This window comes from Duganella sp. AC237 (assembly GCF_979254035.1).
In genome coordinates this window covers 6528813-6555098 of sequence record NZ_CEEDEW010000003.1, presented here as the reverse complement: position 1 = coordinate 6555098, position 26286 = coordinate 6528813, and the positions used below count along the sequence as shown (strand labels likewise).

The 26286-nt window shown below is 63.3% G+C and carries 24 protein-coding genes; 22 read left to right on the top strand and 2 right to left on the bottom strand.

All coding sequences use genetic code 11. The annotated features are described in order from the left end of the window. The first annotated feature begins 3 nt into the window (after window positions 1-3). The 13 genes from rplF (at window position 4) to rplQ (ending at window position 7164) form a co-directional block, all read left to right on the top strand. Window positions 4-537 carry a 50S ribosomal protein L6 gene (gene rplF, locus AC0IYS_RS28920; RefSeq protein ID WP_090325882.1) on the top strand — a complete coding sequence of 178 codons (534 nt, stop codon included), beginning with the start codon at window positions 4-6 and terminating at the stop codon, window positions 535-537. A 13-nt stretch (window positions 538-550) separates the two neighbouring features. Beyond that, window positions 551-913, top strand: coding sequence for a 50S ribosomal protein L18 (rplR, locus tag AC0IYS_RS28915; RefSeq protein ID WP_090325886.1), 363 nt, complete (start codon window positions 551-553; stop codon window positions 911-913). Window positions 914-922: 9 nt separating this feature from the next. After that, window positions 923-1441 (top strand): 30S ribosomal protein S5, encoded by a 519-nt coding sequence (gene rpsE, locus AC0IYS_RS28910; RefSeq protein ID WP_026334874.1) that lies wholly within the window; start codon window positions 923-925, stop codon window positions 1439-1441. Between the two features lie 10 nt (window positions 1442-1451). Further along, window positions 1452-1634, top strand: a complete 183-nt coding sequence (gene rpmD, locus AC0IYS_RS28905; protein ID WP_090325890.1) for a 50S ribosomal protein L30 — start codon at window positions 1452-1454, stop codon at window positions 1632-1634. A 27-nt stretch (window positions 1635-1661) separates the two neighbouring features. Then, complete coding sequence (gene rplO, locus AC0IYS_RS28900) at window positions 1662-2093, top strand: 50S ribosomal protein L15 (protein WP_090325894.1); 432 nt, start codon at window positions 1662-1664, stop codon at window positions 2091-2093. A gap of 32 nt (window positions 2094-2125) precedes the next feature. Beyond that, window positions 2126-3460, top strand: coding sequence for a preprotein translocase subunit SecY (secY, locus tag AC0IYS_RS28895; protein WP_315401711.1), 1335 nt, complete (start codon window positions 2126-2128; stop codon window positions 3458-3460). Between the two features lie 18 nt (window positions 3461-3478). Continuing rightward, window positions 3479-3697: a translation initiation factor IF-1 gene (infA, locus tag AC0IYS_RS28890; RefSeq protein WP_005663428.1), complete on the top strand. Its 219-nt coding sequence runs from the start codon at window positions 3479-3481 to the stop codon at window positions 3695-3697. A gap of 20 nt (window positions 3698-3717) precedes the next feature. After that, window positions 3718-3831, top strand: a complete 114-nt coding sequence (gene rpmJ / locus AC0IYS_RS28885; protein WP_005663407.1) for a 50S ribosomal protein L36 — start codon at window positions 3718-3720, stop codon at window positions 3829-3831. A 27-nt stretch (window positions 3832-3858) separates the two neighbouring features. Then, window positions 3859-4224, top strand: a complete 366-nt coding sequence (gene rpsM / locus AC0IYS_RS28880; protein ID WP_019923475.1) for a 30S ribosomal protein S13 — start codon at window positions 3859-3861, stop codon at window positions 4222-4224. Window positions 4225-4238: 14 nt separating this feature from the next. Continuing rightward, complete coding sequence (gene rpsK / locus AC0IYS_RS28875; RefSeq protein ID WP_008444339.1) at window positions 4239-4643, top strand: 30S ribosomal protein S11; 405 nt, start codon at window positions 4239-4241, stop codon at window positions 4641-4643. Window positions 4644-4867: 224 nt separating this feature from the next. Next, window positions 4868-5491: a 30S ribosomal protein S4 gene (gene rpsD, locus AC0IYS_RS28870; protein WP_471708417.1), complete on the top strand. Its 624-nt coding sequence runs from the start codon at window positions 4868-4870 to the stop codon at window positions 5489-5491. 108 nt (window positions 5492-5599) lie between these two features. Beyond that, window positions 5600-6577: a DNA-directed RNA polymerase subunit alpha gene (locus AC0IYS_RS28865; RefSeq protein WP_008444343.1), complete on the top strand. Its 978-nt coding sequence runs from the start codon at window positions 5600-5602 to the stop codon at window positions 6575-6577. 188 nt (window positions 6578-6765) lie between these two features. Further along, the gene (rplQ, locus tag AC0IYS_RS28860; protein WP_090325907.1) at window positions 6766-7164 is read left to right on the top strand and encodes a 50S ribosomal protein L17; all 399 of its coding nucleotides are present in this window, start codon (window positions 6766-6768) and stop codon (window positions 7162-7164) included. Between the two features lie 78 nt (window positions 7165-7242). Here the strand turns inward: rplQ and AC0IYS_RS28855 are convergent, their stop codons facing one another. Continuing rightward, complete coding sequence (locus tag AC0IYS_RS28855) at window positions 7243-8919, bottom strand: M28 family peptidase (protein ID WP_471708416.1); 1677 nt, start codon at window positions 8917-8919, stop codon at window positions 7243-7245. 167 nt (window positions 8920-9086) lie between these two features. Here AC0IYS_RS28855 and dsbD point away from each other — a divergent pair, with 167 nt between their 5' ends. Continuing rightward, window positions 9087-11012, top strand: a complete 1926-nt coding sequence (gene dsbD, locus AC0IYS_RS28850; RefSeq protein ID WP_471708415.1) for a protein-disulfide reductase DsbD — start codon at window positions 9087-9089, stop codon at window positions 11010-11012. 103 nt (window positions 11013-11115) lie between these two features. Here the strand turns inward: dsbD and AC0IYS_RS28845 are convergent, their stop codons facing one another. Beyond that, a complete protein-coding gene (locus AC0IYS_RS28845; protein WP_471708414.1) occupies window positions 11116-11592 on the bottom strand; it encodes a Spy/CpxP family protein refolding chaperone in 477 nt (158 codons plus the stop codon). A gap of 229 nt (window positions 11593-11821) precedes the next feature. On the opposite strand from AC0IYS_RS28845, the gene AC0IYS_RS28840 reads away from it, so the two are divergent. From AC0IYS_RS28840 to AC0IYS_RS28805, 8 genes are all read left to right on the top strand, one after another. Beyond that, the gene (locus tag AC0IYS_RS28840) at window positions 11822-12550 is read left to right on the top strand and encodes a response regulator (RefSeq protein WP_471708413.1); all 729 of its coding nucleotides are present in this window, start codon (window positions 11822-11824) and stop codon (window positions 12548-12550) included. Beyond that, complete coding sequence (locus AC0IYS_RS28835) at window positions 12547-13899, top strand: ATP-binding protein (RefSeq protein WP_471708412.1); 1353 nt, start codon at window positions 12547-12549, stop codon at window positions 13897-13899. Before AC0IYS_RS28840 ends, AC0IYS_RS28835 begins: the two co-directional genes overlap by 4 nt. A gap of 185 nt (window positions 13900-14084) precedes the next feature. Continuing rightward, window positions 14085-15257 (top strand): efflux RND transporter periplasmic adaptor subunit, encoded by a 1173-nt coding sequence (locus AC0IYS_RS28830; protein WP_471708411.1) that lies wholly within the window; start codon window positions 14085-14087, stop codon window positions 15255-15257. 3 nt (window positions 15258-15260) lie between these two features. Beyond that, window positions 15261-18410 (top strand): efflux RND transporter permease subunit, encoded by a 3150-nt coding sequence (locus tag AC0IYS_RS28825; protein WP_471708410.1) that lies wholly within the window; start codon window positions 15261-15263, stop codon window positions 18408-18410. A 73-nt stretch (window positions 18411-18483) separates the two neighbouring features. Then, the gene (locus AC0IYS_RS28820; protein WP_471708409.1) at window positions 18484-20505 is read left to right on the top strand and encodes an FAD/NAD(P)-binding protein; all 2022 of its coding nucleotides are present in this window, start codon (window positions 18484-18486) and stop codon (window positions 20503-20505) included. 169 nt (window positions 20506-20674) lie between these two features. Then, window positions 20675-21574, top strand: a complete 900-nt coding sequence (locus AC0IYS_RS28815) for a hypothetical protein (protein WP_471708408.1) — start codon at window positions 20675-20677, stop codon at window positions 21572-21574. A gap of 131 nt (window positions 21575-21705) precedes the next feature. After that, complete coding sequence (locus AC0IYS_RS28810) at window positions 21706-22623, top strand: ABC transporter ATP-binding protein (protein WP_471708407.1); 918 nt, start codon at window positions 21706-21708, stop codon at window positions 22621-22623. A 9-nt stretch (window positions 22624-22632) separates the two neighbouring features. Beyond that, window positions 22633-26214 (top strand): M1 family aminopeptidase, encoded by a 3582-nt coding sequence (locus AC0IYS_RS28805; RefSeq protein WP_471708406.1) that lies wholly within the window; start codon window positions 22633-22635, stop codon window positions 26212-26214. The last annotated feature ends 72 nt before the right edge of the window (window positions 26215-26286 follow it).

The window sequence follows — 26286 nt, the reverse complement described above, 5'->3', positions numbered from 1 at the left end:
GACATGTCTCGTGTAGCTAAAATGCCAATCGCTGTGCCAGCTGGCGCTGATGTCGCCATCTCCGCACAGGCGATCACTGTCAAGGGCCCGCTGGGCGTCTTGACCCAGGTCCTCAACGGCCAGGTCAAAGTGGAAAACAAAGAAGGAACCCTCAATTTCGTCCCGGCCGATGACAGCCGCGAAGCCAATGCCATGTCCGGCACGCTGCGCGCCCTGGTCAACAACATGGTCACCGGCGTCACCAAGGGTTTCGAGAAAAAGCTGAACCTGGTCGGTGTGGGTTACAAGGCGCAAGCGCAGGGCGACAAGCTGAATCTGTCGCTGGGCTTCTCGCACCCTGTCGTGCACTCGATGCCAGCCGGCGTCACCTGCGCTACCGCAACGCCGACGGAGATCATCATCAAAGGGATCGACCGTCAGCAAGTGGGCCAAGTGGCTGCTGAAGTTCGCGCTTACCGCTCCCCAGAGCCTTACAAGGGCAAGGGTGTTCGCTATGCGGACGAAGTGGTTAAGATCAAAGAAACCAAGAAGAAGTAACTAGGGGCTGACGATGGACAAGAAAGAATCACGTCTGCGCCGCGGACGCCAAACCCGGATCAAGATCGCGCAACAGAAAGTGAACCGCCTGTCGGTACACCGCACTAACCTGCATATCTACGCGAACCTGATCTCGCCGGATGCCAAAGTACTGGTATCGGCCTCCACGGCAGAAGTCGAAGTGCGCAACGAACTGGCTGGCAAATCGGGCAAGGGCGGCAACGCTGCCGCTGCCGCGATCGTCGGCAAGCGCGTCGCAGAGAAAGCACTGAAAGCAGGGATTACCGAAGTCGCGTTCGACCGCTCCGGTTTCCGTTACCACGGCCGTGTGAAGGCGCTGGCAGAAGCCGCGCGCGAAGCCGGTCTGAAGTTCTAAGGAACGATCATGGCAAAAATGCAAGCAAAAATGGCAAGCGACAAGCCGGATGACGGCATGCGCGAAAAAATGATCGCGATCAACCGCGTGACCAAAGTGGTCAAGGGTGGTCGTATCATGGGTTTCGCCGCGCTGACCGTGGTTGGTGACGGCGATGGCCGCATCGGCATGGGCAAGGGCAAGTCGAAAGAGGTACCGGTCGGTGTGCAGAAGGCAATGGAAGAAGCCCGTCGCAACCTGATCAAGGTCAACCTGAAAAACGGCACCCTGCAGCACACCGTTACCGGCCGTCACGGCGCATCGAAAGTGATGATGTCGCCTGCGAAACCAGGTACCGGCGTCATCGCCGGCGGCGCAATGCGCGCGATCTTCGAAGTAATGGGCGTGACCGACGTCGTGGCGAAATCCACCGGCTCGAGCAACCCTTACAACCTGGTCCGTGCAACGCTGGATGGTCTGGCAAAAATGAGTACTCCTGCTGAAATTGCTGCGAAACGCGGCAAGTCGGTAGAAGAAATCCTGGGCTAAGGTGAACGTTATGACAACCAAAACCGTCAAAGTACAATTGGTCAAGGGCTTGATCGGCACGCGTGAAGACCACCGTGCCACCGTCCGCGGTCTGGGCCTGCGTCGTGTCAACTCGGTCTCCGAGCTGCAAGACACCCCATCCGTGCGCGGCATGATCAACAAAGTATCGTACCTCGTTAAAGTAGTTGCGTAAGCCCTCGGGCTTACACACGGAGAAATCATGGAACTGAATACCATTCAACCAGCCGATGGCGCCAAGCACTACAAGCGTCGCGTCGGCCGCGGTATCGGCTCCGGTCTGGGTAAAACCTCGGGCCGTGGTCACAAGGGTCAAAAATCGCGTTCGGGCGGCTTCCACAAAGTCGGTTTCGAAGGCGGTCAGATGCCTCTGCAACGCCGTCTGCCTAAGCGCGGTTTCAAGTCGCTCAACGCCACCTTCAAAGCTGAAGTGCGCCTGTCCGACCTGAACAACCTGCCGGTCGGCGACGTCGACATCCTGGTGCTCAAGCAAGCCGGCGTGCTGGCTGTGCTGGCCCGCGACGTGCGCGTCATTCTGTCCGGCGAGATCACCAAAGCGGTGAACCTCAAAGGCCTGAAAGTGACCGCTGGCGCGAAAGCGGCCATCGAAGCAGCCGGCGGCTCGGTAGCCTGAGTTGACCGCTAACAGCTTGATCGGAGCGAAAATTGGCGACTAATCCACAATTGGCTAAAAGTGCTGCTGCCGGGTTCCCTTGGAACCGGCTCTGGTTCTTGCTTGGTGCATTGGTGGTTTATCGTATCGGCGCTCACATCCCGGTTCCCGGGATCGATCCGGTACAATTGGCCGCGCTGTTCAAGTCGCAAGAGGGCGGCATCCTGGGCATGTTGAACATGTTCAGTGGTGGCGCTCTGGCGCGCTTCACAGTCTTTGCGCTGGGTATCACGCCTTACATTTCGGCCTCGATCATCATGCAGCTGGTGTCGATCGTGTCGCCGCAGATGGAAGCGCTGAAGAAGGAAGGCGAATCGGGCCGTCGCAAGATCACCCAGTACACCCGGTATTTCACGGTCGTGCTGGCGCTGTTCCAGGCGTTGTCGATCGCCGTGGCGCTGGAGTCGCAGCCCGGCCTGGTGCTCGATCCCGGCTACGCGTTCCGCTTCGTGACCGTGGTCACTTTGCTGACCGGCACCATGTTCGTCATGTGGCTCGGCGAGCAGATCACCGAACGCGGTCTGGGCAACGGCATCTCGATCATCATCTTCGCGGGTATCGCGGCAGGTCTGCCGAGCGCGCTGGGCGGTTTGGGTGCCTCGGTGAGCAACGGTTCGATCGGCGCGTTCTCGGCGATCATCATCATGATCCTGGTGGTGGCGGTGACGTTCTTCGTGGTGTTTGTCGAACGTGGCCAGCGCAAGATTCTGGTGAACTACGCCAAGCGCCAGGTGGGTAACAAGATTTACGGTGGACAAACGTCGCACCTGCCATTGAAGTTGAACATGGCCGGCGTGATCCCACCGATTTTCGCTTCGTCGATTATCTTGTTCCCGGCAACGATCGTGGGCTGGTTCACGCAGGGCGCCGATACGGCCAACCCTGTCGTCCGGTTCCTGAAAGATTTGGCAGCATCGATGGGGCCAGGCGAGCCCATCCACGCACTGTTGTATGCCATTGCGATCGTGTTTTTCTGTTTCTTCTATACGGCGCTGGTCTTCAACAGCAAGGAAACAGCGGATAACTTGAAGAAGAGCGGGGCCTTTGTGCCAGGGATCCGTCCCGGTGAGCAGACTGCCCGTTACATCGACAAGATCCTGACACGTTTGACACTGGCTGGCGCCATCTACATCACTTTGGTGTGTTTGTTGCCGGAATTCATGCAAGCCGAGTGGAAGGTACCGTTTTATTTTGGTGGTACTTCTCTGTTGATTATTGTGGTTGTGACCATGGATTTCATGGCCCAGGTACAAAACTACGTGATGTCGCAGCAATATGAATCGCTGCTGCGCAAAGCAAATTTCAAAGGCGGAATTCCGACGCGATAAGCGCGGTAAACATACCGAATGGCAAAAGACGACGTCATACAGATGCAGGGCGAGATTCTTGAGAATCTCCCCAATGCAACATTTCGAGTAAAGCTGGAAAACGGACACGTGGTGCTCGGGCATATTTCGGGTAAAATGCGGATGAACTATATCCGCATTCTTCCTGGCGACAAGGTGACGGTCGAACTGACACCTTACGATCTGAGCCGAGCACGCATTGTGTTCCGGACCAAGTAACTAACCAAAGAGAGAGCAAAATGAAAGTTAACGCCTCAGTCAAGCGGATCTGCCGCAACTGCAAGATCATCAAGCGCAAGGGCGTCGTTCGCGTAATCTGCGTCGAACCGCGTCACAAGCAGCGTCAAGGTTAATAACCGTTATTTATCGAGGAATAACGAATGGCACGTATTGCAGGGGTTAATATCCCAAATCATCAGCACACCGTTATCGGCCTGACGGCCATCTACGGTGTAGGCCGCCCACGCGCAAAGTTCATCTGCGCCGCGACGGGTATTGCGACCGATAAAAAGGTCAAGGATCTGGACGACAGCGAGCTGGAAAAGCTGCGCGATGAAGTAGCTAAATTCATCGTCGAAGGCGACCTGCGCCGCGAACTGTCCATGAACATCAAGCGTTTGATGGATCTGGGTTGCTACCGCGGCATGCGTCACCGTAAGGGCCTGCCGGTCCGCGGTCAGCGCACCCGCACCAATGCACGTACCCGCAAGGGCCCGCGCAAAGCCGCTCAATCGCTCAAGAAATAATCTAGGGAAATCACATGGCTAAGCAACAAAGCAGCGCAGCAGCAGCGCGCGTACGCAAGAAGGTCAAGAAGAACGTCGCCGAAGGTATCGCGCACGTTCACGCTTCCTTCAACAACACCATCATCACCATCACCGACCGTCAGGGCAACGCTCTGTCGTGGGCGACCTCCGGTGGTGCTGGCTTCAAGGGTTCGCGTAAATCGACCCCGTTCGCAGCGCAGGTTGCGGCTGAAGCGGCTGGTAAAGTCGCTGTTGAATGCGGCGTGAAGAACCTGGAAGTGCGTATCAAGGGCCCAGGTCCTGGTCGCGAATCCGCAGTGCGCGCACTGAACAACCTGGGCATCAAGATCACCGAGATCCAGGACGTTACCCCAGTGCCACACAACGGCTGCCGTCCTCCAAAACGTCGTCGTATCTAATCGCGCGGTCGGCGGCGAAGTTCGCTTCGCCTCCTTCCGGCTATTAGAAATCGCTGGAGCAGAAAGCCGGAAACGGTTATACTGCCCGGCTGTTGTCGCCTGTCGAACACATTCGGCGGGTTATTCGTATTTAAGCCACCGTCTGGCCCACCCTGAGGATCAGACTAGCGCCTAACCATGTTTCGACGTGGCTGGGGCGTTATTATTTATAAAAAGGAAGCATCGTGGCACGTTATATCGGACCTAAAGCAAAACTCTCCCGCCGTGAAGGTACTGACCTGTTCCTGAAGAGCGCCCGTCGCTCGCTCGACAGCAAGTGCAAACTGGACGTCAAACCAGGCCAGCACGGCGTCAAGTCGGGTGCCCGCACCTCGGACTACGGTAACCAACTGCGCGAAAAGCAAAAAGTCAAGCGTATGTACGGCGTTCTGGAACGTCAGTTCCGTCGCTACTTCGCTGAAGCGGACCGTCGCAAGGGTAACACCGGCGAAACCCTGCTGAAGCTGCTGGAAACCCGCCTGGACAACGTTGCATACCGCATGGGCTTCGGCTCGACCCGCGCTGAAGCGCGTCAGCTGGTATCGCACAAGGCGTTCACCGTGAACGGCCAAGTGGTCAACATCGCTTCGTACTCGGTCAAGATCGGCGACGTCGTTGCCGTGCGCGAAAAGTCGAAGAAGCAAGTGCGTATCGTTGAAGCGCTGTCGCTGGCTGAACAAGTCGGCATGCCAAGCTGGGTGTCGGTCGATGCCAAGAAAATGGAAGGCACCTTCAAGTCCCTGCCAGAGCGTAACGAGATCGCCAACGACGTCAACGAATCGCTGATCGTCGAACTGTACTCGCGTTAATCGTAGTTCGTAGCAAAAATCCCGCCCACTCGATTGCGAGTGGGCGTTTTCACTAATGCCATCAGCCTTATCGGCCTAACGCGCCGAGGGTATTGAAAAGGACATTTCATGCAAAACAGTTTGTTGAAGCCACGTATTATCGATGTAGAGGCGCTGGGCGCCGGCCACGCTAAAGTAGTGATGGAGCCGTTCGAACGCGGCTATGGCCATACATTGGGTAATGCGCTGCGTCGCGTACTGCTGTCGTCGATGGTCGGCTACGCGCCAACCGAAGTGACGATCGCCGGCGTCGTGCACGAGTACTCGTCGCTCGACGGCGTGCAGGAAGACGTTGTCGACCTGCTGCTGAACCTCAAGGGCGTGGTCTTCAAAGTCCACAACCGTGACTCCGTCACCCTGACCCTGAAAAAGGAAGGCGAAGGCGCCATCCTGGCTTCGGACATCGATCTGCCACACGACGTGGAACTGATCAATCCGGACCACGTGATCGCCCACCTGACCGCCGGCGGCAAACTGGACATGCAGATCAAAGTCGAAAAAGGCCGTGGCTATGTGCCGGGCAACGTTCGCCGCCTGTCCGAAGACACCAACAAAACCATCGGCCGCATCATTCTGGATGCATCGTTCTCGCCTGTGCGCCGCGTTTCCTACTTCGTCGAGTCCGCTCGCGTGGAACAGCGTACCGACCTGGACAAGCTGATCATCAACATCGAAACCAACGGCGTCATCTCGCCGGAAGAAGCGATCCGTCAATCGGCGCGCGTCCTGGTGGACCAGTTGAACGTGTTCGCCGCCCTGGAAGGCACCGAAGCCGCCGCCGAAGCGCCATCGCGCGCACCGCTGGTCGATCCGATCCTGCTGCGTCCAGTGGACGACCTGGAACTGACCGTGCGTTCGGCCAACTGCCTGAAAGCGGAAAACATCTACTACATCGGCGACCTGATCCAGCGTTCGGAAAACGAACTGCTCAAGACGCCAAACCTGGGCCGCAAGTCCCTGAACGAAATCAAGGAAGTTCTGGCTTCCCGTGGCCTGACCCTGGGCATGAAGCTGGAAAACTGGCCGCCTGCTGGGCTGGAAAAATAACAAGGCAACAAATTGGTGACAGTGCTGGACATTGCGCAGCAATGTTCTGCCCTGTCGCCAACTGATAAGCAGTTGCAGTACCCGCCCGCTACATGTCGTAGCGGGCGTTATCCCTAGAACCGGTCCGCGCCCACCGTCACACGTGAGCGATCGAAGAACTCGGATTTAAACACCTGAAAGGAAGTACCATGCGTCACCGTCACGGCCTCCGTAAACTGAATCGTACCTCGTCCCACCGTCTGGCAATGCTGCGCAACATGACCGTTTCCCTGCTGCGTCATGAAGCCATCAAAACCACGCTGCCAAAAGCGAAAGAACTGCGTCGCGTGATCGAGCCGATCCTGACCCTGGGCAAGACCGACACCCTGGCAAACAAGCGTCTGGCATTCTCCCGTCTGCGCGATCGTGAAATGGTTCTGAAGCTGTTCGCAGAACTGGGCCCACGCTACGCAAACCGCAACGGCGGCTACCTGCGCATCCTGAAAATGGGTTTCCGTGTTGGCGACAACGCTCCAATGGCTTACGTTGAGCTGATGGACCGTCCAGAAGTCACCGACATCGACGCCGCTCCAACCGCTGAAGAGTAATCTTCGCTGTTGTGGTAGTTGTCTAGAAAAAGCCAGGCTCAGCCTGGCTTTTTTGTTGGCCGATCGATTTATCGATGCTTATTTGAGGCGCTTGTCGCCCGCCGCCTTGAACTCCGACCCCGCGTTCCACGTCGGCGTCACGCCCTGTGCGATATCCAGGCCCACCTGGAACAGCAGCTGGATGTCCTGCACGCCGCCGCTGAAATCCCAATCGCTGCGCACATCGTCGGTCACCTGGTGGTAATCCTTGGTGAAGTAGTAATCGACCTTCTCGCGCGCATAGTTCTCCGGCTTGTTCAGATAGCGGCTGCGAGCCTTGGTGTACAGCACCGGCACGCCGGCGCGGGCGAACTCCAGCTGGTCGGCCCGGTAGAAGCTGCCCAGCTCCGGACGCGAATCGCCGTCCATCACCCGGCCCTGCGTCTTGGCGTACCTGGCCAGCAAGCCGTCGATGCTCGAATGCCCGGACGTCACGTTCTCGATCTGTGCCGTCTTGCCCCAGGCGTTGATGCCGTCAATGTTGATGTTGGCGACCGTCTTTTTCAGCGGATACAGCGGATGGGCCGCGTAGTATCTCGCGCCCAGCAGGCCGCGCTCCTCGGCGGTGGTCGCCAGGAACAGGATCGAGCGCTTCGGCGCCTGCGCCGGCGGCAGCGTCTTATAAGCCTTGGCGATCTCCATCAGCGCGGCCACGCCGGAGGCGTTGTCGAGCGCGCCGTGATAGATCTGTTTGGTCCGCTCGCCCGGCAGGCGCTCGTCGATGCCCAGGTGGTCCCAGTGGGCGCTGTAAATGACCAATTCATCCTTCAGCTTGGGATCGCTGCCCGGGATCATCGCCACCAAGTTGTTCGAGTTGACGGTGCGCGCCGTGTTGTCGATCTTGAAGCTGGCCGTGCCTTTCAGGCTGACCGGACGGAAACCCTTGGTCAGCGCCTGCTTCTTGAGCGTGTCGAAATCGTAGCCTGCCGCCGTCATCATCGCCTTGGCCTTGTCCAGCTGGATCCAGCCCGGCACCGCCGGCGCGTCCGGATCGGGACCGTCGCGCAGCAGGCTGAAATTCTCGCTGTTGCCGCCGCTGCGCACCACGTCCCACGGGTACGCCGCCGGCTTGGTCTCGTGGATGATGATCGCCGCCGCGGCGCCCAGTTTGGCGGCGATCTCGTACTTGTAGGTCCAGCGGCCGTAATAGGTCATCGCCTTGCCCTTGAACATGGCCGGGTCGAGCTCGGCCGGATTCTTCGGATCGGGCACGGCCGGATCGTTGATCAGCATCAGGATGGTCTTGCCGCGCACGTCGACACCCTTGTAATCATCCCAGCCGTACTCCGGCGCCTGCACGCCGTAGCCGACGAACACGATCTCGGACTTGTCGACGGCCACTTTGGCCGGCTGGCTGGTCGAGTGCGCGACATAGTCTTCCGGGAAATTGAGCGCCACGGTCTTGCCGCCGATCGTGTAGGTGAACGACGGCGCCGGCGTCATGCCGCGCATCGGCACCGGCTGCACCCAGCTGCCGTTCGGATTGCCGGGTTTCAGGCCCAGCTTTTTGAATTCCTGCTCCAGATACGCCACCGTCTTCGCTTCGCCGGCCGAGCCCGGGGCGCGGCCCTCGAATTCGTCGGAAGCCAAAGTCTTGATATGGGTCAGCAAATCGTCGGCGGACACGGCGGCCAGCGCCTCGGCCGGCGCTTGCGCCAGGGTCGGGACGGCGGCCAGCGCCAAAGCGGAAAACAGCAACGGGCGTAACGTAGACATCGGAGTGGGCTCCAGGTGGGCAAAAATTAAGTTTCGCACAAAACGGCGACGCCGGTAAATTCGCCGCGATAACCGCTGGTCACCGGGCCCGGGCGCGGGCGGGAAACCACGGCTCGGTGTACTATCGCACTTGCTCCAACGACCATCCCCGCTGATAGAAGGTTTTCATGTCCCGTTTCGCCCGTCTTTTTGCCACGCTGTTGTCCCTGATCGCCGTGCTGTTGACCGGTCCCGCCCGCGCCCAGGACTTCCTCGATCCCGCGCTGGCGTTCAAGTTCTCCGCGCGCATGGTCGACGGCCACACAATCGCGGTCAACTTCCAGATCGCCGACGGTTACTACATGTACCGCGAACCGTTCAAGTTCAGCGCCGTCGGCGCCAAGCTCGGCACGCCCTTGATCCCGGCCGGCAAAGTCCACTACGACGCTACGTTTGAAAAGGACGTCGAAACCTACCGCCAGAACGTCATCATCACGATACCGGTCGACGTCGACGGCCCGTTCACCTTGCTGGTCAGCGGGCAGGGTTGCTCCGAAAAGGGCCTGTGCTACTCGCCGCAAGACTACAAGGCGCAGCTGACCGGCAGCGGCTCGGTGCCGTTGCCGGCCGCGCCGGGCGCGCCGGGCGCGAAGGGCGCGGCCACGGCCGCCGCCGCGAAGCCGGTCGCCGCAGCGGCAGCAACGACAACGGCCGTCACTTCGGCCACGGCCATCGGCGAAGGCAAACCGGCCCCCGTCAGCCCCGGCGTCAATATCTACACCATCCCCAAGCCGACCGCCGAGGACATCGTGCCGCCGGCGCCGCCAGCCGCCGCCGTCGCGGTCGCGCCGGTCGGCGAATCGGGCCGGCTGGAAGCCGCGCTCAAGACCGGCAGCCTGCTGGTGATCCTGCCGCTGTTCGCCTTGCTCGGCCTGGGCCTGTCGTTCACGCCGTGCGTGCTGCCGATGGTGCCAATCCTGTCGTCGATCATCGTCGGCGAGGGCGACCGCAGCAACCGAAGTCGGGGTCTGCTGCTGTCGGTCACCTACGCGCTGGGCATGGCCATTGTCTACACCGCGCTCGGCGTGGCAGCCGGCCTGGCGGGCGAGGGCTTGTCCGCCGCGCTGCAAAATCCGTGGGTGCTGGGCACCTTCGCCGTGCTGATGGCGATCCTGTCGCTGTCGATGTTCGGCTACTACGACCTGCAAGTGCCGGCCGCGCTGCAGTCCAAATTGAGCGGCGTCTCCAACCGCCAATCGTCCGGCAAGCTGGCCGGCGTTTTCGTCATGGGCGCGATCTCGGCGCTTATCGTTGGCCCGTGCGTGGCCGCGCCGCTGGCCGCCGCGCTGGTCTACATCAGCCAGACGCGCGACGTCGTCATCGGCGGCAGCGCGCTGTTCGCCATGGCGGTCGGCATGAGCGTGCCGCTGATCCTGGTCGGCGTCTCGGCCGGCGCCTTGCTGCCCAAGGCCGGCAAGTGGATGGATTCGGTCAAGCGCTTCTTTGGCGTGCTGATGCTGGCGATGGCGTGGTGGCTGGTGTCGCCGGTGCTGCCGGCGGCCGTGCAGATGATGGGCTGGGCCGCGCTGCTGGTCGGCTACGGCATGTACCTGCTGCTCAATTCCGGCGCCTGGGTCGGCAAGACGGTGGGCGTGGTGGTCGCCGTGCTGGGGCTGACGCAACTGGTTGGCGTGGTCAGCGGCGGACGCGATCCGCTGGCGCCGCTGGCGCACTTGACCGGCAACCAGCACACGCCGCTGGCGTTCCAGCGCATCAAGACCGTGGCGCAGCTCGATGCGGTGCTGGCGCAGACTGGCGGCAAGACCGCCATGCTCGATTTCTATGCGGATTGGTGCGTGTCGTGCAAGGAGATGGAGAAGCTCACCTTCGTCGACGCCAAGGTGCGCGACAAGCTGGCCAACACCGTGCTGCTGCAGGTGGACGTGACGGCCAACGACGCCGACGACAAGGCCATGCTGAAGCGGTTCGGCTTATTCGGACCGCCGGGGATCATCTTATTTGACGGCAAAGGGCAGGAGATACCTGGCGCGCGCGTGATCGGCTATCAGAACGCCGGTCAGTTCCACAATTCCTTGTCGCGCGCGTTCCCCTAAACCCGGGGTCAAGTCTGTCATTCGGACACGGCCTGAACACTACACGGCCTTTACGGCTGAGATTGTGTCCGAATGTCAGACTTGACCCCCGCAGGTTTTGACATCAACCGTGATGACGCCAGCCGCCGCGCTGGCCGTGGCCGCCGTGCTTGCCGCCCATGGCGCGCTCGTCGAACACCTTCTTCTGCTCCGGCGTCAACTGGCCGTAGAACGCCGTCAGCGCCGTCAGGTGCGTTTCCATCTTCGCTTCGCGCTGCTTGGTCATTTCGATCATCTTGCTCAAACGCTCAGGCGCCGTCAGCTTGGCGAACTCGCCGCGCTGCGGACGCGCGCCGTCCGGCATCGATGGCTTGATCGCCGCCTGATAGCTGGTCCAGGCCGATTCCTGCTGCGCCGTCAGCTTCAGCTGGTCGTGCAGCCTGGCTTGGCGCTTGGCGTACATCTCCGACATCTTGGCGCGGCGCTGCTCCATGTTGGCGGTCTGGTCCCGGCCGGCGGCCGGCGCTGCGTCTTGCGCGTGCGCGGCGGCCATGCCCAGCACCGTAAAACCGATCAGTATGCTTTTGCGAAGTACGTTCATGGTCATTTCCTTTATCGATGAGTAGTTCAGTGATTCACGGTATCGCGGTAGTTTGTTGCCGCGCTTGAACCCATATTCGCAGCCGAAGATTGCCATGACGTTTCCCGTGTCATAGTGTTTGTATCCAGATGTTTCGCGTTGTCACCCCGTTGTCACAACCTTGCGGTCATATACAAGACGATACAATTGGTGATTGGTCAGGCGCGTCCGAACTAAGGATAATTAAGGCATGGAACCCACATCTACTATTCTGATCGTCGACGACGACCGCGACATCCGTACCCTGCTGGCCGACTACCTGGAATCGAACAGCTACCGGGCGCTGTGCGCCGCCGACGGCGTGGCCATGTGGAAGATGCTCGACGAAGCCAAACCCGACCTGGTCGTGCTCGACCTCAACCTGCCCGGCGACGATGGCCTGACCCTGTGCCGCAAGCTGCGCGCGCAGTCGACCCTGCCGGTGATCATGCTGACCGCGCGCGGCGAGCCGCTCGACCGTATCCTCGGCCTCGAAATGGGCGCCGACGACTACCTGCCCAAACCGTTCGAGCCGCGCGAGCTGCTGGCCCGCATCCGCAGCGTCCTGCGCCGCAGTAACGCCATGCCCAGCGGCAGCGGCACCGACAAGGCGCAGCAGATGCGCTTTTCCAACTGGACCCTGGACCTGACCGCGCGCCACCTGCTCAACCCGGACGGCATCGTCATCATGCTGTCGGGCGCCGAGTTCCGCCTGCTCAAGGTGTTCCTCGAACATCCAAACCGCGTGCTCAACCGCGACCAGCTGCTGAACCTGACCCAGGGCCGCGACGCCGATCCGTTCGACCGCTCGATCGACATCCAGATCAGCCGCCTGCGGCAGAAGCTGGGCGAGGACGCGCGCGTGCCGCAGATCATCAAGACCGTGCGCAACGGCGGCTACGTGCTGGCCGGCCAGGTCACCGTGGAGCCGCACCCTTGAAAGCGTTCTTCGGCTCGATGACCGGCCGGGTCTTTACCGTCCTGCTGCTCGGCATCATCGCCTCGGCGGCGCTGACCCAGTGGCTGGCCGTCGGCGAGCGCACCCGCGCGTTCGAACGCTACCGCGACTTCCATGCAATGGAGCGCGCCGAACAGCTGATCTCGACCGCCGAGGCGCTCACCGAACCGTCGCGCGCGACCTATCTGCGCATGGCCACGCGCGGCACCATCCTGCTGCAGCGCCCCGACCAACCGCTGGCCGACACCACCGGCCCGACCGAATTTTCCACCCGCTTGCAGCAGCGCCTCGGCCAGGGCATCCAGCTGATGCCGCTGCGCGAGCGCCCGGCCGCCTGCTACCAGCCGCGCCAGAGCTACATCTTCGCGCCGTCGCAATGGGGCGGTGCTTGCGAGGCCATGCGCGTGCGCCTGCGCGACGGCGAACTGCTCAAGCTGTCGATCCTGCCGCCGCCCGAGAAGCCGGCCACCGAGTACAGCGAGATGCTGGCGCTGCTGCCGTTCCTGTTCAGCGTCGCGGTGCTGGCCTACCTGGTCACACGCATGACGATGCGTCCGCTCAAGCTGCTGGCGCAGGCGGCCAAGGACCTGGGCAACGACATTAACCATCCTCCGGTCGTGCTCAGCGGCGCTGCCGAGATCCGCCAGGCCAGCGCCGCCTTCAACGCCATGCAGGCGCGCATCCGCCAGCACATCATGCAGCGCACGCAGATGCTGGCGGCCATCACACACGACCTGCAAACCCCGCTCACGCGCCTGCGCCTGCGGCTGGAAAAGGTCGACAACGCCGACCTGCAGCAGCGCCTGATCGACGACCTGTCGGCCATGCAGCAGATGGTCAAGGAAGGCCTGGACCTGGCGCGCAGCATGGACACCACGGAAACCATGCAGGCGCTGGACCTCGACTCGCTGCTCGACAGCGTCTGCAGCGACGCCACCGACAGCGGCCAGCCGGTCGAGCTGAACGGCAAGGCCGGCATGGCGCTGATGGGCCGGCCGCTGGCGATCCGCCGCTGCCTGGTCAATTTGATCGACAACGCCGTCAAGTACGGCCACCACGCCAACGTCACCGTCGAGCGCCTGGCGGGCGCGGCGCGCATCCGCATCCGCGACGGCGGCCCCGGCATTCCGGACGACCAGATGGCGCGCGTGTTCGAGCCGTTCTACCGCATCGAGACGTCGCGCTCGCGCGAGTCCGGCGGCACCGGCCTGGGCCTGACGATCGCCCGCAACATCGCCGAGCAGCACGGCGCCAACGTGGTGCTGGCCAACCATGCTGACGGCGGGCTGGAGGTCACCCTGGTCGTGCCCGAGTTCTACGCCGTGCGCTGATCGGCGCGGCGCGCTCACCCGGCTTCGTGCGTTACGCAAAACCGTCACGCAAAAACGCCACAGCGCGCCACAAAGTAGCGACGAAGCGCGAGTTTTGGTCAAAAATCATGCGACAATGCCTCCCCCTGATGCACGGCGGCAATAATCCTGGCACTACATTCATCGGTAAAACCCTGGCTTAAAAAATGAAAAAATCTTCGTTAGCATATGTGGTGGGCGCCATCGCGATCCTTGGCGGCGGCGTCTGGTACGCGACGCACGGCGGCGCCGGCCCGGCCCAGGCCGGCGCCCAGTCGAAGAACGGCAACGGCCCGCAGGGGCCGACCACGGTCAGCGTCGTCGCGCCGGCGCGCCAGGACGTCGCCGTCGTGCTGCAAGCGAACGGCACGGTGACGCCGGTCAGCACCGTCGACCTGCATCCGCAAACGACCAGCACAATCTCCAAGGTGCATATCAAGGAAGGGCAGTTCGTCACCTCCGGCGAGCTGATGTTCTCGCTCGACGACCGCAGCCAGCGCGCCAATGTGCAAAAGGCGCAGGCCCAGGTCGCGCGCGACCGCGCCACCCTGGCCGACGCCGAGCGCCAGTACCAGCGCGCGATGGATCTGCTGGAACAGAAATTCGTCGCCCAAGGCGCCGTCGACACGCTCAAGAGCCAGGTCGAATCGGCCCGCGCGCTGCTCGAGGCCGACATCGCAGCCGCCCGCGCGGTCGGCGTCGACGCCAGCTACACCTCGATCCGCGCGCCGATGACGGGCCGGGTCGGCGCCATCAACGTCTATCCGGGCAGCCTGGTGCAGCTTGAGACGTCGCTCACCACCGTCACCCAGCTCGATCCGATCAACGTCGCCTTCACCCTGCCGGAGTCGGCGCTCGGTGCGCTGCTGGAGGCCAAGCAGCGCGGCACGGTGCCGGTCAAGGTCACCCTGGGCGGCTCGGACAAGGCAATCAACGGCGCCCTGAGCTTCATCGACAACACCGTCGATCCGGTCGCCGGCGTCATTCGCGTCAAGGCGCAGTTCGACAACAAGGGCAGCAGCCTGTGGCCGGGCCAGTACGTCAACGCCCAGCTGGTCTCCCACGTGATAAAAGACGCGACGGTGATCCCGCAAAACGCTATCATCAGCAATACCCGCGGCACCTTCGTCTACGCGGTCGATAGCGACCAATCGGCCAAGGTGGTCAACATCAAGCGGCTGCACTCCTTTGGCGACCAGGCCGCCGTGTCCGGATTGAGCGGCACCGAGAAAATCATCGTCGACGGCAAGCAAAACCTGCGGCCGGGCGGCAAGGTGCGGATCGCCGGCGCCGACAAGCCGGCCGAGCCGGGGACCGACAACGCGAAACAGAAGGGCTAAGCGATGAACCTTTCAGAGCTGTGCATACGGCGCCCCGTGATGGTGGTGCTACTGTCGCTGACCTTGGTGCTGGCGGGCGTGCTGTCGTACTTCTACATTCCGGTCGCGGCGCTGCCCAGCTATAACACGCCGGTCATCAACGTCTCGGCCGACCTGCCGGGCGCCTCGCCCGACACCATGGCCTCGTCGGTCGCGCTGCCGCTGGAAAAGCAGTTCTCGACCATCGCCGGCCTGTCGCTGATCACCTCCACCAACATCCTGGGCAATTCCTCGCTGACGCTGGAGTTCGACCCGAGCGTCAACGTCAACGAGGCGGCGGTGGACGTCCAGGCCGCGCTGCTGCGCGCCCAGCGCCAGTTGCCGGTCGAGATGACCGACCTGCCGTCCTACCGCAAGGTCAACCCGGCCGACGCCCCGGTGCTGTTCATGACGATGACGTCGCCGTCGATGACCCTGGCCGAGCTGAACGACTACGCCGAGAACCTGATCGCGCCGAGCCTGTCGACCCTGCCGGGCGTGGCGCAGGTCACCGTCAACGGCCAGAAGCGCTTCGCGGTGCGGGTGCGCGCCAAGTCGGACCTGATGAACGCGCGCGACCTCACCCTGGATGAGTTGCAGCAGGCGATCCGCTCGGCCAACGCCAACACGCCGCTGGGTATCCTGGACGGCCCCAGCCAGACCCTGACCATCCAGGGCAACGCCCAGCTGATGAAGGCGGCCGAATTCGCCGAGCTGATCGTCGCCACCCGCAACGGCGAGCCGGTGCGCCTGAAGGACGTCGCCACCGTCGAGGACAGCTTCCAGTCGGTCAAGACCGCCGGCAGCTACAACGGCGAGCGCTCGATCGTGCTGCTGGTGCAGCGCCAGCCCGACGCCAACACCGTGCAGGTGGTCGACGGCGTGCGCGCGCTGCTGCCGCGCTTCAAGAACCAGGTGCCGGAGTCGATCAGCATCAACCTCGTCAACGACCGTTCGGTGTCGATCCGCGAGGCCATCCACGACGTCAACCTGACCCTGCTGCTGACCATCTTCCTGGTGGTGATGGTGATCTTCCTGTTCCTGCGCCGCGCCGCCGCGACGTTTATTCCAGCGATCACGATGCCGATTTCGCTGCTGGGCGCGCTGGCCTTGTTGTATGCCTTCGGTTATAGCCTCGACAACGTTTCACTATTGGGCATCACCCTGGCCGTCGGCCTGGTGGTCGACGACGCCATCGTGGTGCTGGAAAACATCGTGCGCCACATCGAGATGGGCAAGAAACCGTTGCAGGCGTCGCTGATCGGCGCCAAGGAGATGGGCTTCACCATCATCTCGATCTCGGTCTCCCTGGTGGCCGTGTTCATCCCGATCTTCTTCATGCCTGGTGTGATCGGTTTGATGTTCCACGAATTCGCCGTCGTCGTCGCGCTGTCGGTGCTGGTGTCGGCGGCGGTGTCGCTGATGCTGGTGCCGATGCTGGCCAGCCGCCTGCTGCCGGCCGACACCATCGATCCGGAGCACGACAAGGGCAACTTCCTGGGCCGCTGGTTCGAGGCCGGTTTCACCAAACTGCGCAACGGCTACGCCAGCACCCTGGACGTGGCGCTGCGCCACCGGCCGGTCGTGCTGCTGGCCGCGCTGGGCACCTTCGTGCTGACGGCGGTGCTGTACATGACGATACCCAAGGGTTTCTTCCCCGAGGAGGACCTGGGCCAGATCCGCGTCAACACCGAGGCTTCCGAGGACATCTCGTCGGCTGCGCTGATGGCCTTGCAGGACCGCGTGGTGGCGGTGATCCGCGCCGACCCCAACGTGCAGGACGTGGTCTCGTTTGTCAGCGGCGGCAACAGCGGGCGCATGTTCCTGGTGCTCAAGCCGCGCGGCGAACGGCAGAAGATGCCGCAGGTGCTGGACAGCCTGCGCAAGGCCACCAAGGCCGTGCCCGGCATCGCCGTGTATCTGAGCCCGGTGCAGAACCTGCAGCTGGGCGGACGCCCGTCCAAGAGCCGCTACCAGTACACCCTGCAATCGGTCAGCCCTGGCGCGCTCAACGACTGGGCGCAGAAATACCTGGACCAGATGCGCAACGACCCAGACTTCCGCGACGTCACCAGCGATTCGCAGAACAAGGGCTTGCAGGCCTCGCTCAAGATCGACCGCGACAAGGCCAACAACCTCGGCGTGGCCATCGGCGACATCCGCACCGCGCTGTATCTGGCCTTCGGCGAGCGGCAGGTGTCGACCATCTATTCGCCGGCCGCCAGCTACTACGTGATCCTGGAGGCGGCCGACGCCGACCGCCAGTTCGACAACGCGCTGACCCGGATCTCGGTGCGCAACAAGACCGGCCAGCTGGTCAAGCTGTCGAGCATCGCCAGCGTCGAGCGCACCATCGGCCCGACCGCCGTCAACCACCAGGGCCAGCTGCAGGCGATCACGATCTCGTTCAACCTGGCGCCGGATGTGCCGCTGGGCACGGCCACCGCCAAGATCGACCGCATGGGCGTGGACATGAACCTGCCGCCGTCGATCATCACCAACTATGGCGGCGACGCGGCGGTGTTCCAGAGCTCGCAGGGCAGCCAGCTGATCCTGATCCTGGCTGCCGTGGGCGTGATTTACGTGCTGCTGGGCGTGCTGTATGAAAGTTATATCCACCCGCTGACCATCCTGGCCGGCCTGCCATCGGCGGCCGTGGGCGCCTTGCTGACTTTGCGCCTGTTCAACCTCGATCTGACGATGATTGCCATCATCGGCATCCTGATGCTGATCGGTATCGTCAAGAAGAACGCCATCATGATGATCGACTTCGCGCTGCACGTGCAGCGCAACGAGGGTCGCACGCCGGCCGAGGCGATCCGCGAAGCCTGCATCCTGCGCTTCCGGCCGATCATGATGACCACCCTGGCGGCGCTGATGGGTGCGCTGCCGATCGCGCTGGGCCTGGGCGCCGGCGCCGAACTGCGCCAGCCGCTGGGCCTGGCCGTGGTGGGCGGCTTGATCTTCTCGCAAGTGATCACCCTGTACATCACGCCCGTCATCTATCTGTTCCTCGATAAATACAGCGGAACCGGTCCGATGAGCGACGCCGAGCTGGCCGGGGACGTGGTTGATTACACTCCGGAAAGTGTGCACGCCGTACCACTGAAGGCCGTGAACATAGTCAAGCATTGACGGGTGACAAGTTAATTTAAGGGTCGCTTATTTATCATAGGCAAGTTGGCTATGACAAAAAGAGGCGACCGGAATGAAACGCTACAGTGTCACGATAGTAGGAATGGGTCCTCGCGGGCTCAGCGTACTTGAACGCATCGCGGCGATCGCCGGCAGCCGCCAGCTGCTGCTCGACATCATTTTGATCGAGCCCGGCGAATGCGGCCCCGGCGTGCACACCACGCGCCAGCCGCAGCATCTGTTGATCAACACGGTGGCCAGCCAGGTCACCATGTTCCCGGCGCTGGGCGCGGTGCATCACGCGCCGCTGTGCGCCACGCCGACGCTGACGGCGTGGGCGCGGCAGAGCGGTTACCGCCGCTTCGGCGACAGCTATCACAGGATCGCCGGCGCCGGCGCCGACATCGCCGAGTCCGACTACCTGCCGCGCAGCATGCTGGGCGAATACCTGGCCTGGACCTACCAGCAGATCGCGGCCGCCTTGCCGGCCTGCCTCACGCTCACCCACCACCGCTTGCGCGCCAACGACCTGTGGCAGCAGCAGGACGGGCGCACCGCCATCGAGCTGGAAAGCGGTTTCATCGTCCACAGCGATTTCGTCTTCCTCACCACCGGCCACGGCCGCAATCGGCCCAGCGATCTGGATGCCGCGCTGGCCAAGTTCGCGCAGGACCACGCGCGCTACAACAGCCGCCTGTCGTTCGTGCGCCACATCTATCCGCTCGACAAGCTCGATCGCCTCGGCCCCGAGGCGCGCGTGGCGATCCAGGGGCTGGGCCTGAGCGCGCACGATGTGATCGCCGAGCTCACGGTGGGACGCGGCGGCGCCTTCGTCCGACAGCCGAACGGCGAGGGGAACGGCCAGGGGCGGCCGGGTTTGCTGCGTTATCAGCGCTCCGGGCGCGAGCCGAAACTGACCTTGTGCTCGCGCAACTGCCTGCCCTACGCCGCGCGCGGCATCAACCAGAAGGGGCTCGACGGCCGCCACCACCCGCATTTCTTCACACCGGACGCGGTCGAGGCCTTGCGGCGCATGGCGCTGGCCACGCGCGGCAGCCGCCAGCTCGATTTCGACCGGGAACTGCTGCCGCTGCTCAAGCGCGAAATGGCCTGGGTCTACCGCAACACCCTGGCGCGCACCGCCGCGCTGCCGGCCAACAACGCCCGCGGCGGCGCGTCCGGGCACGGGGCCCCACAGCCTGCCTTGCCCGGCTCGCCAACGGCCGCCCTGTTGCCGGACCCGCTGACCTTCGTGCCGGACGCCGACGACGAGGCGATGATCGATGCGCTGCTGTTTCCGCTGCGCGAGCGCCAGTTCGCCAACCTCGACGAGTTCCGCGGCTTTTTCACCGACTGGCTGCAAACCGATCTGCGCGAGGCGCGGCTGGGCAATATCGACAGTCCGACCAAGGCCGCCACCGACGTGTTGCGCGATGTCCGCGCCACCTTGCAGGCCGCCATCGAGCACGGCGGGCTGACGCCGGCCTCGCACCGCAAGTTCCTCAACGTCTACAACCCGGCCATCAACCGCGCCGCCTTCGGCCCGCCGCTGCGCCGCAACGAGGAGCTGCTGGCGCTGCTCGACGCCGGCGTCATCGACATCGTCTCCGGCCCCAACAGCGTGGTCGAGACCGACGAGGACGATTCCACCTACGTGCTGAGCACCAAGTTCGCCGAGGGCACCGAGCGGCGGCCGGTCGATGTGCTGGTCGTGGCCCGGCTGGACGCCTTTTTTCCCGAGACGGACGAGTCATTACTGATCCGTAATGTGTTAAAACGCGGCCTGGTGCGGCCGTACTACAACGGCGTGTTCCACCCGGGCGGCATCGAAATCGACGAGGCCAGCCAGCCGCTCAACCTCCAGGGCGAACCGGCGCGCAATATCTGGGCGCTCGGCTATCCGGTCGAGGGTTGTCATTACTACACGCACGCCTTGCCGCGCCCGATGCTGCGCTCGCGCCAGGTGCTGGACGCCGACCGTTGCGTGACAGCCATGTTCGCGCAGATGGCCGATTATCCCCGCCGCCAGCCCGCGCGCCGCCCTCTGGCGGCCGTGTCCGCTACGGTGAACGACGGCACCCATGTCATTTTATAAAGGCCTGGATACATACGGTAACACCCGTCAAGACGTGAAAATTGTAAAGTGGAACCTTGGGATACGCGCACCGATTTGCACGGCGCGGTATGATGGTCCTGAACAGATGTTTCCAAACCATCGGGACTCTGGCACTATGGCCGCATTTTCACGCACAAGGTTTGGTATCTTGCACCACGACTCCCATATACTTTCCGCAACCGGATATTGCGAAACCTGCGGGCAACCCCTGCCGCAGGCCGGGGAGCCGCTCGCCACATGGGACCGCAAGCCCAAGACCAACCGCATCGGTATCGGTATCTCGATCGCCTTGCACTTGCTGGCCGTGTTGTATTACTTCATCGCGCCGGCGCCGGAAAAGACCAAGACCTCGGCGCCGCCCAAGGGGGGCCAGATGGTCTATATCCAGCCGCTGCCGATCACGCCGACCAAGCCGACGCCCAAACCGACGCCCAAGCCCACGCCCGAAGTGGCCAAGGCCAGCAAACCGCCGCCGCCGCGCAAGCAGACTGTTACCCGCGAGACGCCGGCCGCCGTCAAGCCCAAGCTGGAAACCTATGTGCCGCCGGTGCAGGCGACGATGACGCCGCCGCCCGAGGCGGACATGTCGGAAATGATCGCCAAGCGCCGCGCCGCGCGCGAAGCCAACAATCCGCAGCCGGCGCCGCCGGCGCCGGAGGAGAGCGCCAACGACCGCGCGCTGCGCATCGCCAAGGCCAATATCGCCGGCGCCCAGGGCCGCTCCAGCGGCGTGGACAAGGACGACACGGGCGGCGTGTTCTCGGTCGACAAGCGCTCCAACAGCGCCGACGTGAAGTTCCGTGGCTGGAACACCAACTTCAAGCGCAACTGGCTGCAGCAGATCCACGTCGAGCAGGGTGGCGAGCGCGACATCGAAACGGCCGTGGTCAAGGAAATGATCAAGATCATCCGCAAGGAAAAGCCGGGCGATTTCGAATGGGAATCGCGCCGCCTGGGCAAAACCGTCCACATGAGCGCGCGCAAGGAAGACGAGAAGGAATTGACCGCGTTCCTGTTGAAAGAGATGTTCCCCGAATACCGGCCGTAGGGTGGGGGCGGAAACCACCGTCCATCCCCCGAAACCCGCAGTCCATCGCAAAATCCTGCTAAGTATGCAACTTTACCTTATAGTAAGGTTGCCACGGACCTCGTCCGTCCCTTATCCGGAGAATGCGTTCAATGCTATCGATCAAACAGCTGAGCAAGACCTACGCCAACGGCGTCAAAGCGATCAACAACGTCAGCCTCGACATCCCCAACGGCATGTTCGGCCTGCTCGGGCCCAATGGCGCCGGCAAGTCCTCGCTGATGCGCACCATCGCCACCTTGCAAGATCCCGATAGCGGCAGCATCGATTTCAACGGCCTCGACGTGCTGGCCCAGCCCGAGGCGCTGCGCCGCCAGCTCGGCTACCTGCCGCAGGACTTCGGCGTCTACCCGAAGGTCAGCGCCGAAACCTTGCTCAACCACTTCGCCGTCCTCAAGGGGCTGACCGCGCGCGGCGAGCGCAAGGAGGCGGTCGAAGCGCTGCTGCAGCAAACCAACCTGTGGGAAGCGCGCAAGCGCAACCTCGGCACCTACTCGGGCGGCATGCGGCAGCGCTTCGGCATCGCCCAGGCGCTGCTCGGCTCGCCCCGTCTGGTGATCGTCGACGAGCCGACCGCCGGCCTCGACCCGGACGAGCGCAACCGCTTCCTCAACCTGCTGGCCAAGATCGGCGAGCAGGTGGTGGTGATCCTGTCGACCCACATCGTTGCCGACGTCACCGACCTGTGCCCGCGCATGGCCATCATCGTCAAGGGCGAGGTCCTCAGCCAGGGCGAGCCGCTGGCCGCCATCGACACCATCAAGAGCAAGGTCTGGCGCCGCAGCGTCAGCGCCGAGGCGCTGCCGGAATACCAGCAGCGCTTCAACGTGCTGCACACGCGCTTGGTCGGCGGCAAGCCGCAGATCAACGTCTACGCCGACAGCCAGCCGGACGACGGCTTCATCGCCGTCGAGCCGGACCTGGAGGACGTCTACTTCCTGCACGTGCGCAACGCCGCGCGCGCCGCCGCGCCGGCCGCCGCTGTGGCCGCCCCTGCGGCCGCAGCGTAAGGAGCCGCCATGTTGCTTGAATTCTTCAAATTCGACCTGCGTTACCAGCTGCGCCAGCCGCTGCTGTGGGTCAGCGGCCTGATTCTCGCCCTGATGGCGTTCGGCGCCACCACCAGCGACGCCATCCAGGTCGGCGGCGCCATCGGCAACGTCCACCGCAACGCGCCGACGGTCGTGGCGCAGATCATGGGCACGTTCACGGTGATCTCGATGTTCATCGTGACGATTTTCATCGCCGGCACCGTGCTGCGCGACAGCGAGGTCGGCATTTCCGACATGCTGTTCGCCACGCCGATGCGCAAGTACCAGTACCTGCTCGGCCGCTTCAGCGCCGGCCTGGTGGCCTGCCTGGCGATCTTCGTGCTGATCGCCATCGGCATGCTGCTCGGCCCGTTGATGCCGTGGGTGGACGAGGCCCGCGTCGGCCCGCTGCCGGGCGCGGCCTACCTGTGGAGCTTCGCCTTCTTCGTCATTCCCAACCTGCTGTTCGTCGGCGCGTTGCTGATGCTGCTGGCGGCCACCACCCGCTCGATGATGCTGGTCTATGTCGGCGTGCTGGGCTTCTTCGTGCTGTGGGCCGTCGCCGGCGCCTTTACGCGCGACATCAACAACGAATGGATCGCCGTGCTGGTCGACCCGTTCGGCGTGCGCGCCTTCGGCCGCGCCACCCGTTATTTCTCGGCGGCCGAGGCCAATGCCGGCCTGCCGCCGTTCACCGGCTACCTGCTGGCCAACCGCCTGCTGTGGCTGGGCGTCGCGGTGGTCTTCTTTGTCGCCACCTTGATCCTGTTCAAGCCGCAACGGGTCGGCACCGGGCGCCGCCTGTTCGGCAAGGCCAAGCCGGCCGCCCTGGCCCCGCCGGCGCCGCCGGCGGTGGCGTTGCCGCGCATTGCGCCGCGCTTCCGCGCCTCCACCGGCTGGATCCAGTGCTGGCACATCCTCGCCTTCGACGCGAAAGCGGTGTTCAAGAGCGTGCCCTTCCTGGTGATGCTGCTGTTCGGCGTGCTTAACTTCATCGGCGCCGCCACCCAGGCCGACAGCATGTTGGGCACGAACGTCTACCCGGTCACGCACCTGATGTTGCAGACCCTGAGCGGCACCTTCAACTTCATGCTGATCATCGTGTTGACCTTCTACGCCGGCGAACTGATCTTCAAGGAACGCCAGGCCAGGATCGCCGACGTCGGCGACGCCATGCCGGTGCCGGACTGGGCGCCGCTGCTGGCCAAATGCGTCGCGCTGGTCGGCGTCATCTTCGGTTTCCTGCTCACCGGCGCGGTGGCGGCGGCCGGCTTCCAGCTGTTCAAGGGCGGCGCGCCGATCGAGGCCGGCCTGTACGTCAAGGGCATTCTGCTGGAATCGGCCTTCTTCGTGCTGATGGGGCTGTTCGCGCTGGCGCTGCAAGTGCTCACCAATAACAAGTTCATCGGCTACCTGCTGGTGATCCTGCTGATGGTGTCGCAGATCGTGCTGGGCGTGATGCACTTCGACCACAACCTGTACAACTTCGCCTCGCTGCCGGGCTTGCGCTATTCGGACATGAACGGCTACGGCCACTTCCTCAAAGGCTGGGCCTGGTACGCCTTGTACTGGAGCCTGTTCACGGTGTCGGCGCTGATCCTGGCGCAGGCGTTCTGGGTGCGCGGCCTGGCGCGGCCGTGGCGCGCCCGCGCGCGCCAGGCCGGCGCGCGGTTGAAGGGCGGCGCCGGCCTGGCGCTGGCGCTCGGCGTGGCCGGCTTCATCGGCACCGGCGCCTGGATCTTCTACAACACGAATGTGCTCAACAAGTATGTGCCGTCGGACCTCGCCATGGACCGCCAGGCGGATTACGAGAAGAACTACCGCAAATACAAGGACTTGCCGCAGCTGCGCATCACCGACGTGCGCGCCGATGTCGACATCTATCCGGCCGAGCGCCGGGTGGCGATCCGTGGCCGCTATCTGCTGGAAAACAAAACCGGCCTGCCGCTGACCGAGCTGCGCTTGCAGGTCAATCCGGATGTCGAGACCCGCTACGCCAACCTGCCGCCGCACCAGGTGGTGCTGGACGACAAGATCGCCGGCTTCAAGGTCATCAAGCTGGCGCAGCCGATCGCGCCTGGCGCGCGCCTCGACCTCGGCTTCACGGTCGACGTGCGCCACCAGGGCTTCACCAACCGCGGCGCGGCCGACAGCGTCAACCTGAACGGCACCTTCTTCAACAACTCCGAGTACTTCCCGCACTTCGGCTACCGCGACGACGTCGAGCTGAAGGACCGCAACGAGCGCCGCAAGCGCGGCCTGGGCGAACCGCAGCGCATGGCCAAGCTGGAGGACGAAAAGGCGCGCGCCAACACTGCGTTCGGCGGCGAGGCCGACTGGATCAATTTCGAGACCACGGTCTCGACCAGCGGCGACCAGATCGCCATCGCGCCGGGCTATTTGCAAAAGACCTGGGAGCAGGGCGGACGGCGCTACTTCCACTACAAGATGGACCGGCCGATGGCCAACTTCTTCGCCTACCTGTCGGCGCGCTGGAGCGTCAAGAAGGGCGAGTGGCGCGGTCTGCCGATCGAGGTCTACTACGACAGCAAGCACGCCTACAACATCGACCGCATGATCACGTCGACGCAGAAGTCGCTCGACTATTTCGACGCCAACTTCACGCCGTACCAGCACAAGCAGGTGCGCATCCTGGAGTTCCCGAACTACCAGGGCTTCGCGCAATCGTTCGCCAACACGATCCCGTATTCGGAAGCGCTCGGTTTCATCGCCGACCTGCGCGACAAGGACGACATCGACTACGTCTACTACGTCACCGCGCACGAGGTGGCGCACCAGTGGTGGGGGCACCAGGTGATCGGCGCCAACGTCCAGGGTTCGACCATGCTGATCGAATCGCTGGCGCAATATTCGGCGCTGATGGTGATGGAAAAGGAATACGGCCGCGACAAGCTGCGCCGTTTCCTGCGCTTCGAGCTCGACAGCTACCTGCGCGACCGTGGGGGCGAGCTGATCGAAGAGCAGCCCTTGTTCCGCGTCGAGAACCAGCAATACATCCACTACCGCAAGGGCAGCCTGGTGTTCTACCGCCTGCGCGACGAGATCGGCGAGGCGGCGCTCAACCGCGCGCTCAAGCGCTTCCTGCAGGACAAGGGATACCAGCAGGCGCCGTACACCACCAGCCGCGAGTTGCTGGCCTACATACGCGCCGAAGCGCCGCAGGACAAGCAGGCGCTGATCACCGACCTGTTCGAGAAGATCGTCTTCTACGACAACCGCGTGACGGACGCCAAGGCCAGGAAGCGCGCCGACGGCAAGTGGGACGTGACGATGACGCTGCACGTGGCCAAGATGGAAGCGGACGGCAAAGGCAAGGAAACGCCGCGCGCCTACGACGAGCCGGTCGAGATTGCCGTGTTCGCGCGCGCGCCCGGCGCCAAGGAAAGCGAGGAACGCGTATTGTTCACCGACAAGCGCCTATTGGTCGGCAGCGAGCCGGTGGTCACGGTCACGGTCAAGGAGCAACCGTTCGACGTCGGCGTCGACCCGTACAACAAGATGATCGACCGCGTCTCGCGCGACAACCGCAAAGAGGTTGTTATTGAGTAACTCCAGGGTCAGGTCCACCATTTCTACACGTGCTCATGCATCAATGGCGGACCTGACCCCGGATTGCCGGCT

Bases quoted from the DNA above. Each gene is read 5' to 3' on its own strand.
- rplF (WP_090325882.1), top strand. From the start codon at position 4: ATGTCTCGTGTAGCTAAAATGCCAATCGCTGTGCCAGCTGGCGCTGAT.
- rplR (WP_090325886.1), top strand. From the start codon at position 551: ATGGACAAGAAAGAATCACGTCTGCGCCGCGGACGCCAAACCCGGATC.
- rpsE (WP_026334874.1), top strand. From the start codon at position 923: ATGGCAAAAATGCAAGCAAAAATGGCAAGCGACAAGCCGGATGACGGC.
- rpmD (WP_090325890.1), top strand. From the start codon at position 1,452: ATGACAACCAAAACCGTCAAAGTACAATTGGTCAAGGGCTTGATCGGC.
- rplO (WP_090325894.1), top strand. From the start codon at position 1,662: ATGGAACTGAATACCATTCAACCAGCCGATGGCGCCAAGCACTACAAG.
- infA (WP_005663428.1), top strand. From the start codon at position 3,479: ATGGCAAAAGACGACGTCATACAGATGCAGGGCGAGATTCTTGAGAAT.
- rpmJ (WP_005663407.1), top strand. From the start codon at position 3,718: ATGAAAGTTAACGCCTCAGTCAAGCGGATCTGCCGCAACTGCAAGATC.
- rpsM (WP_019923475.1), top strand. From the start codon at position 3,859: ATGGCACGTATTGCAGGGGTTAATATCCCAAATCATCAGCACACCGTT.
- rpsK (WP_008444339.1), top strand. From the start codon at position 4,239: ATGGCTAAGCAACAAAGCAGCGCAGCAGCAGCGCGCGTACGCAAGAAG.
- AC0IYS_RS28865 (WP_008444343.1), top strand. From the start codon at position 5,600: ATGCAAAACAGTTTGTTGAAGCCACGTATTATCGATGTAGAGGCGCTG.
- rplQ (WP_090325907.1), top strand. From the start codon at position 6,766: ATGCGTCACCGTCACGGCCTCCGTAAACTGAATCGTACCTCGTCCCAC.
- AC0IYS_RS28855 (WP_471708416.1), bottom strand. From the start codon at position 8,919: ATGTCTACGTTACGCCCGTTGCTGTTTTCCGCTTTGGCGCTGGCCGCC.
- dsbD (WP_471708415.1), top strand. From the start codon at position 9,087: ATGTCCCGTTTCGCCCGTCTTTTTGCCACGCTGTTGTCCCTGATCGCC.
- AC0IYS_RS28845 (WP_471708414.1), bottom strand. From the start codon at position 11,592: ATGAACGTACTTCGCAAAAGCATACTGATCGGTTTTACGGTGCTGGGC.
- AC0IYS_RS28840 (WP_471708413.1), top strand. From the start codon at position 11,822: ATGGAACCCACATCTACTATTCTGATCGTCGACGACGACCGCGACATC.
- AC0IYS_RS28830 (WP_471708411.1), top strand. From the start codon at position 14,085: ATGAAAAAATCTTCGTTAGCATATGTGGTGGGCGCCATCGCGATCCTT.
- AC0IYS_RS28825 (WP_471708410.1), top strand. From the start codon at position 15,261: ATGAACCTTTCAGAGCTGTGCATACGGCGCCCCGTGATGGTGGTGCTA.
- AC0IYS_RS28820 (WP_471708409.1), top strand. From the start codon at position 18,484: ATGAAACGCTACAGTGTCACGATAGTAGGAATGGGTCCTCGCGGGCTC.
- AC0IYS_RS28810 (WP_471708407.1), top strand. From the start codon at position 21,706: ATGCTATCGATCAAACAGCTGAGCAAGACCTACGCCAACGGCGTCAAA.
- AC0IYS_RS28805 (WP_471708406.1), top strand. From the start codon at position 22,633: ATGTTGCTTGAATTCTTCAAATTCGACCTGCGTTACCAGCTGCGCCAG.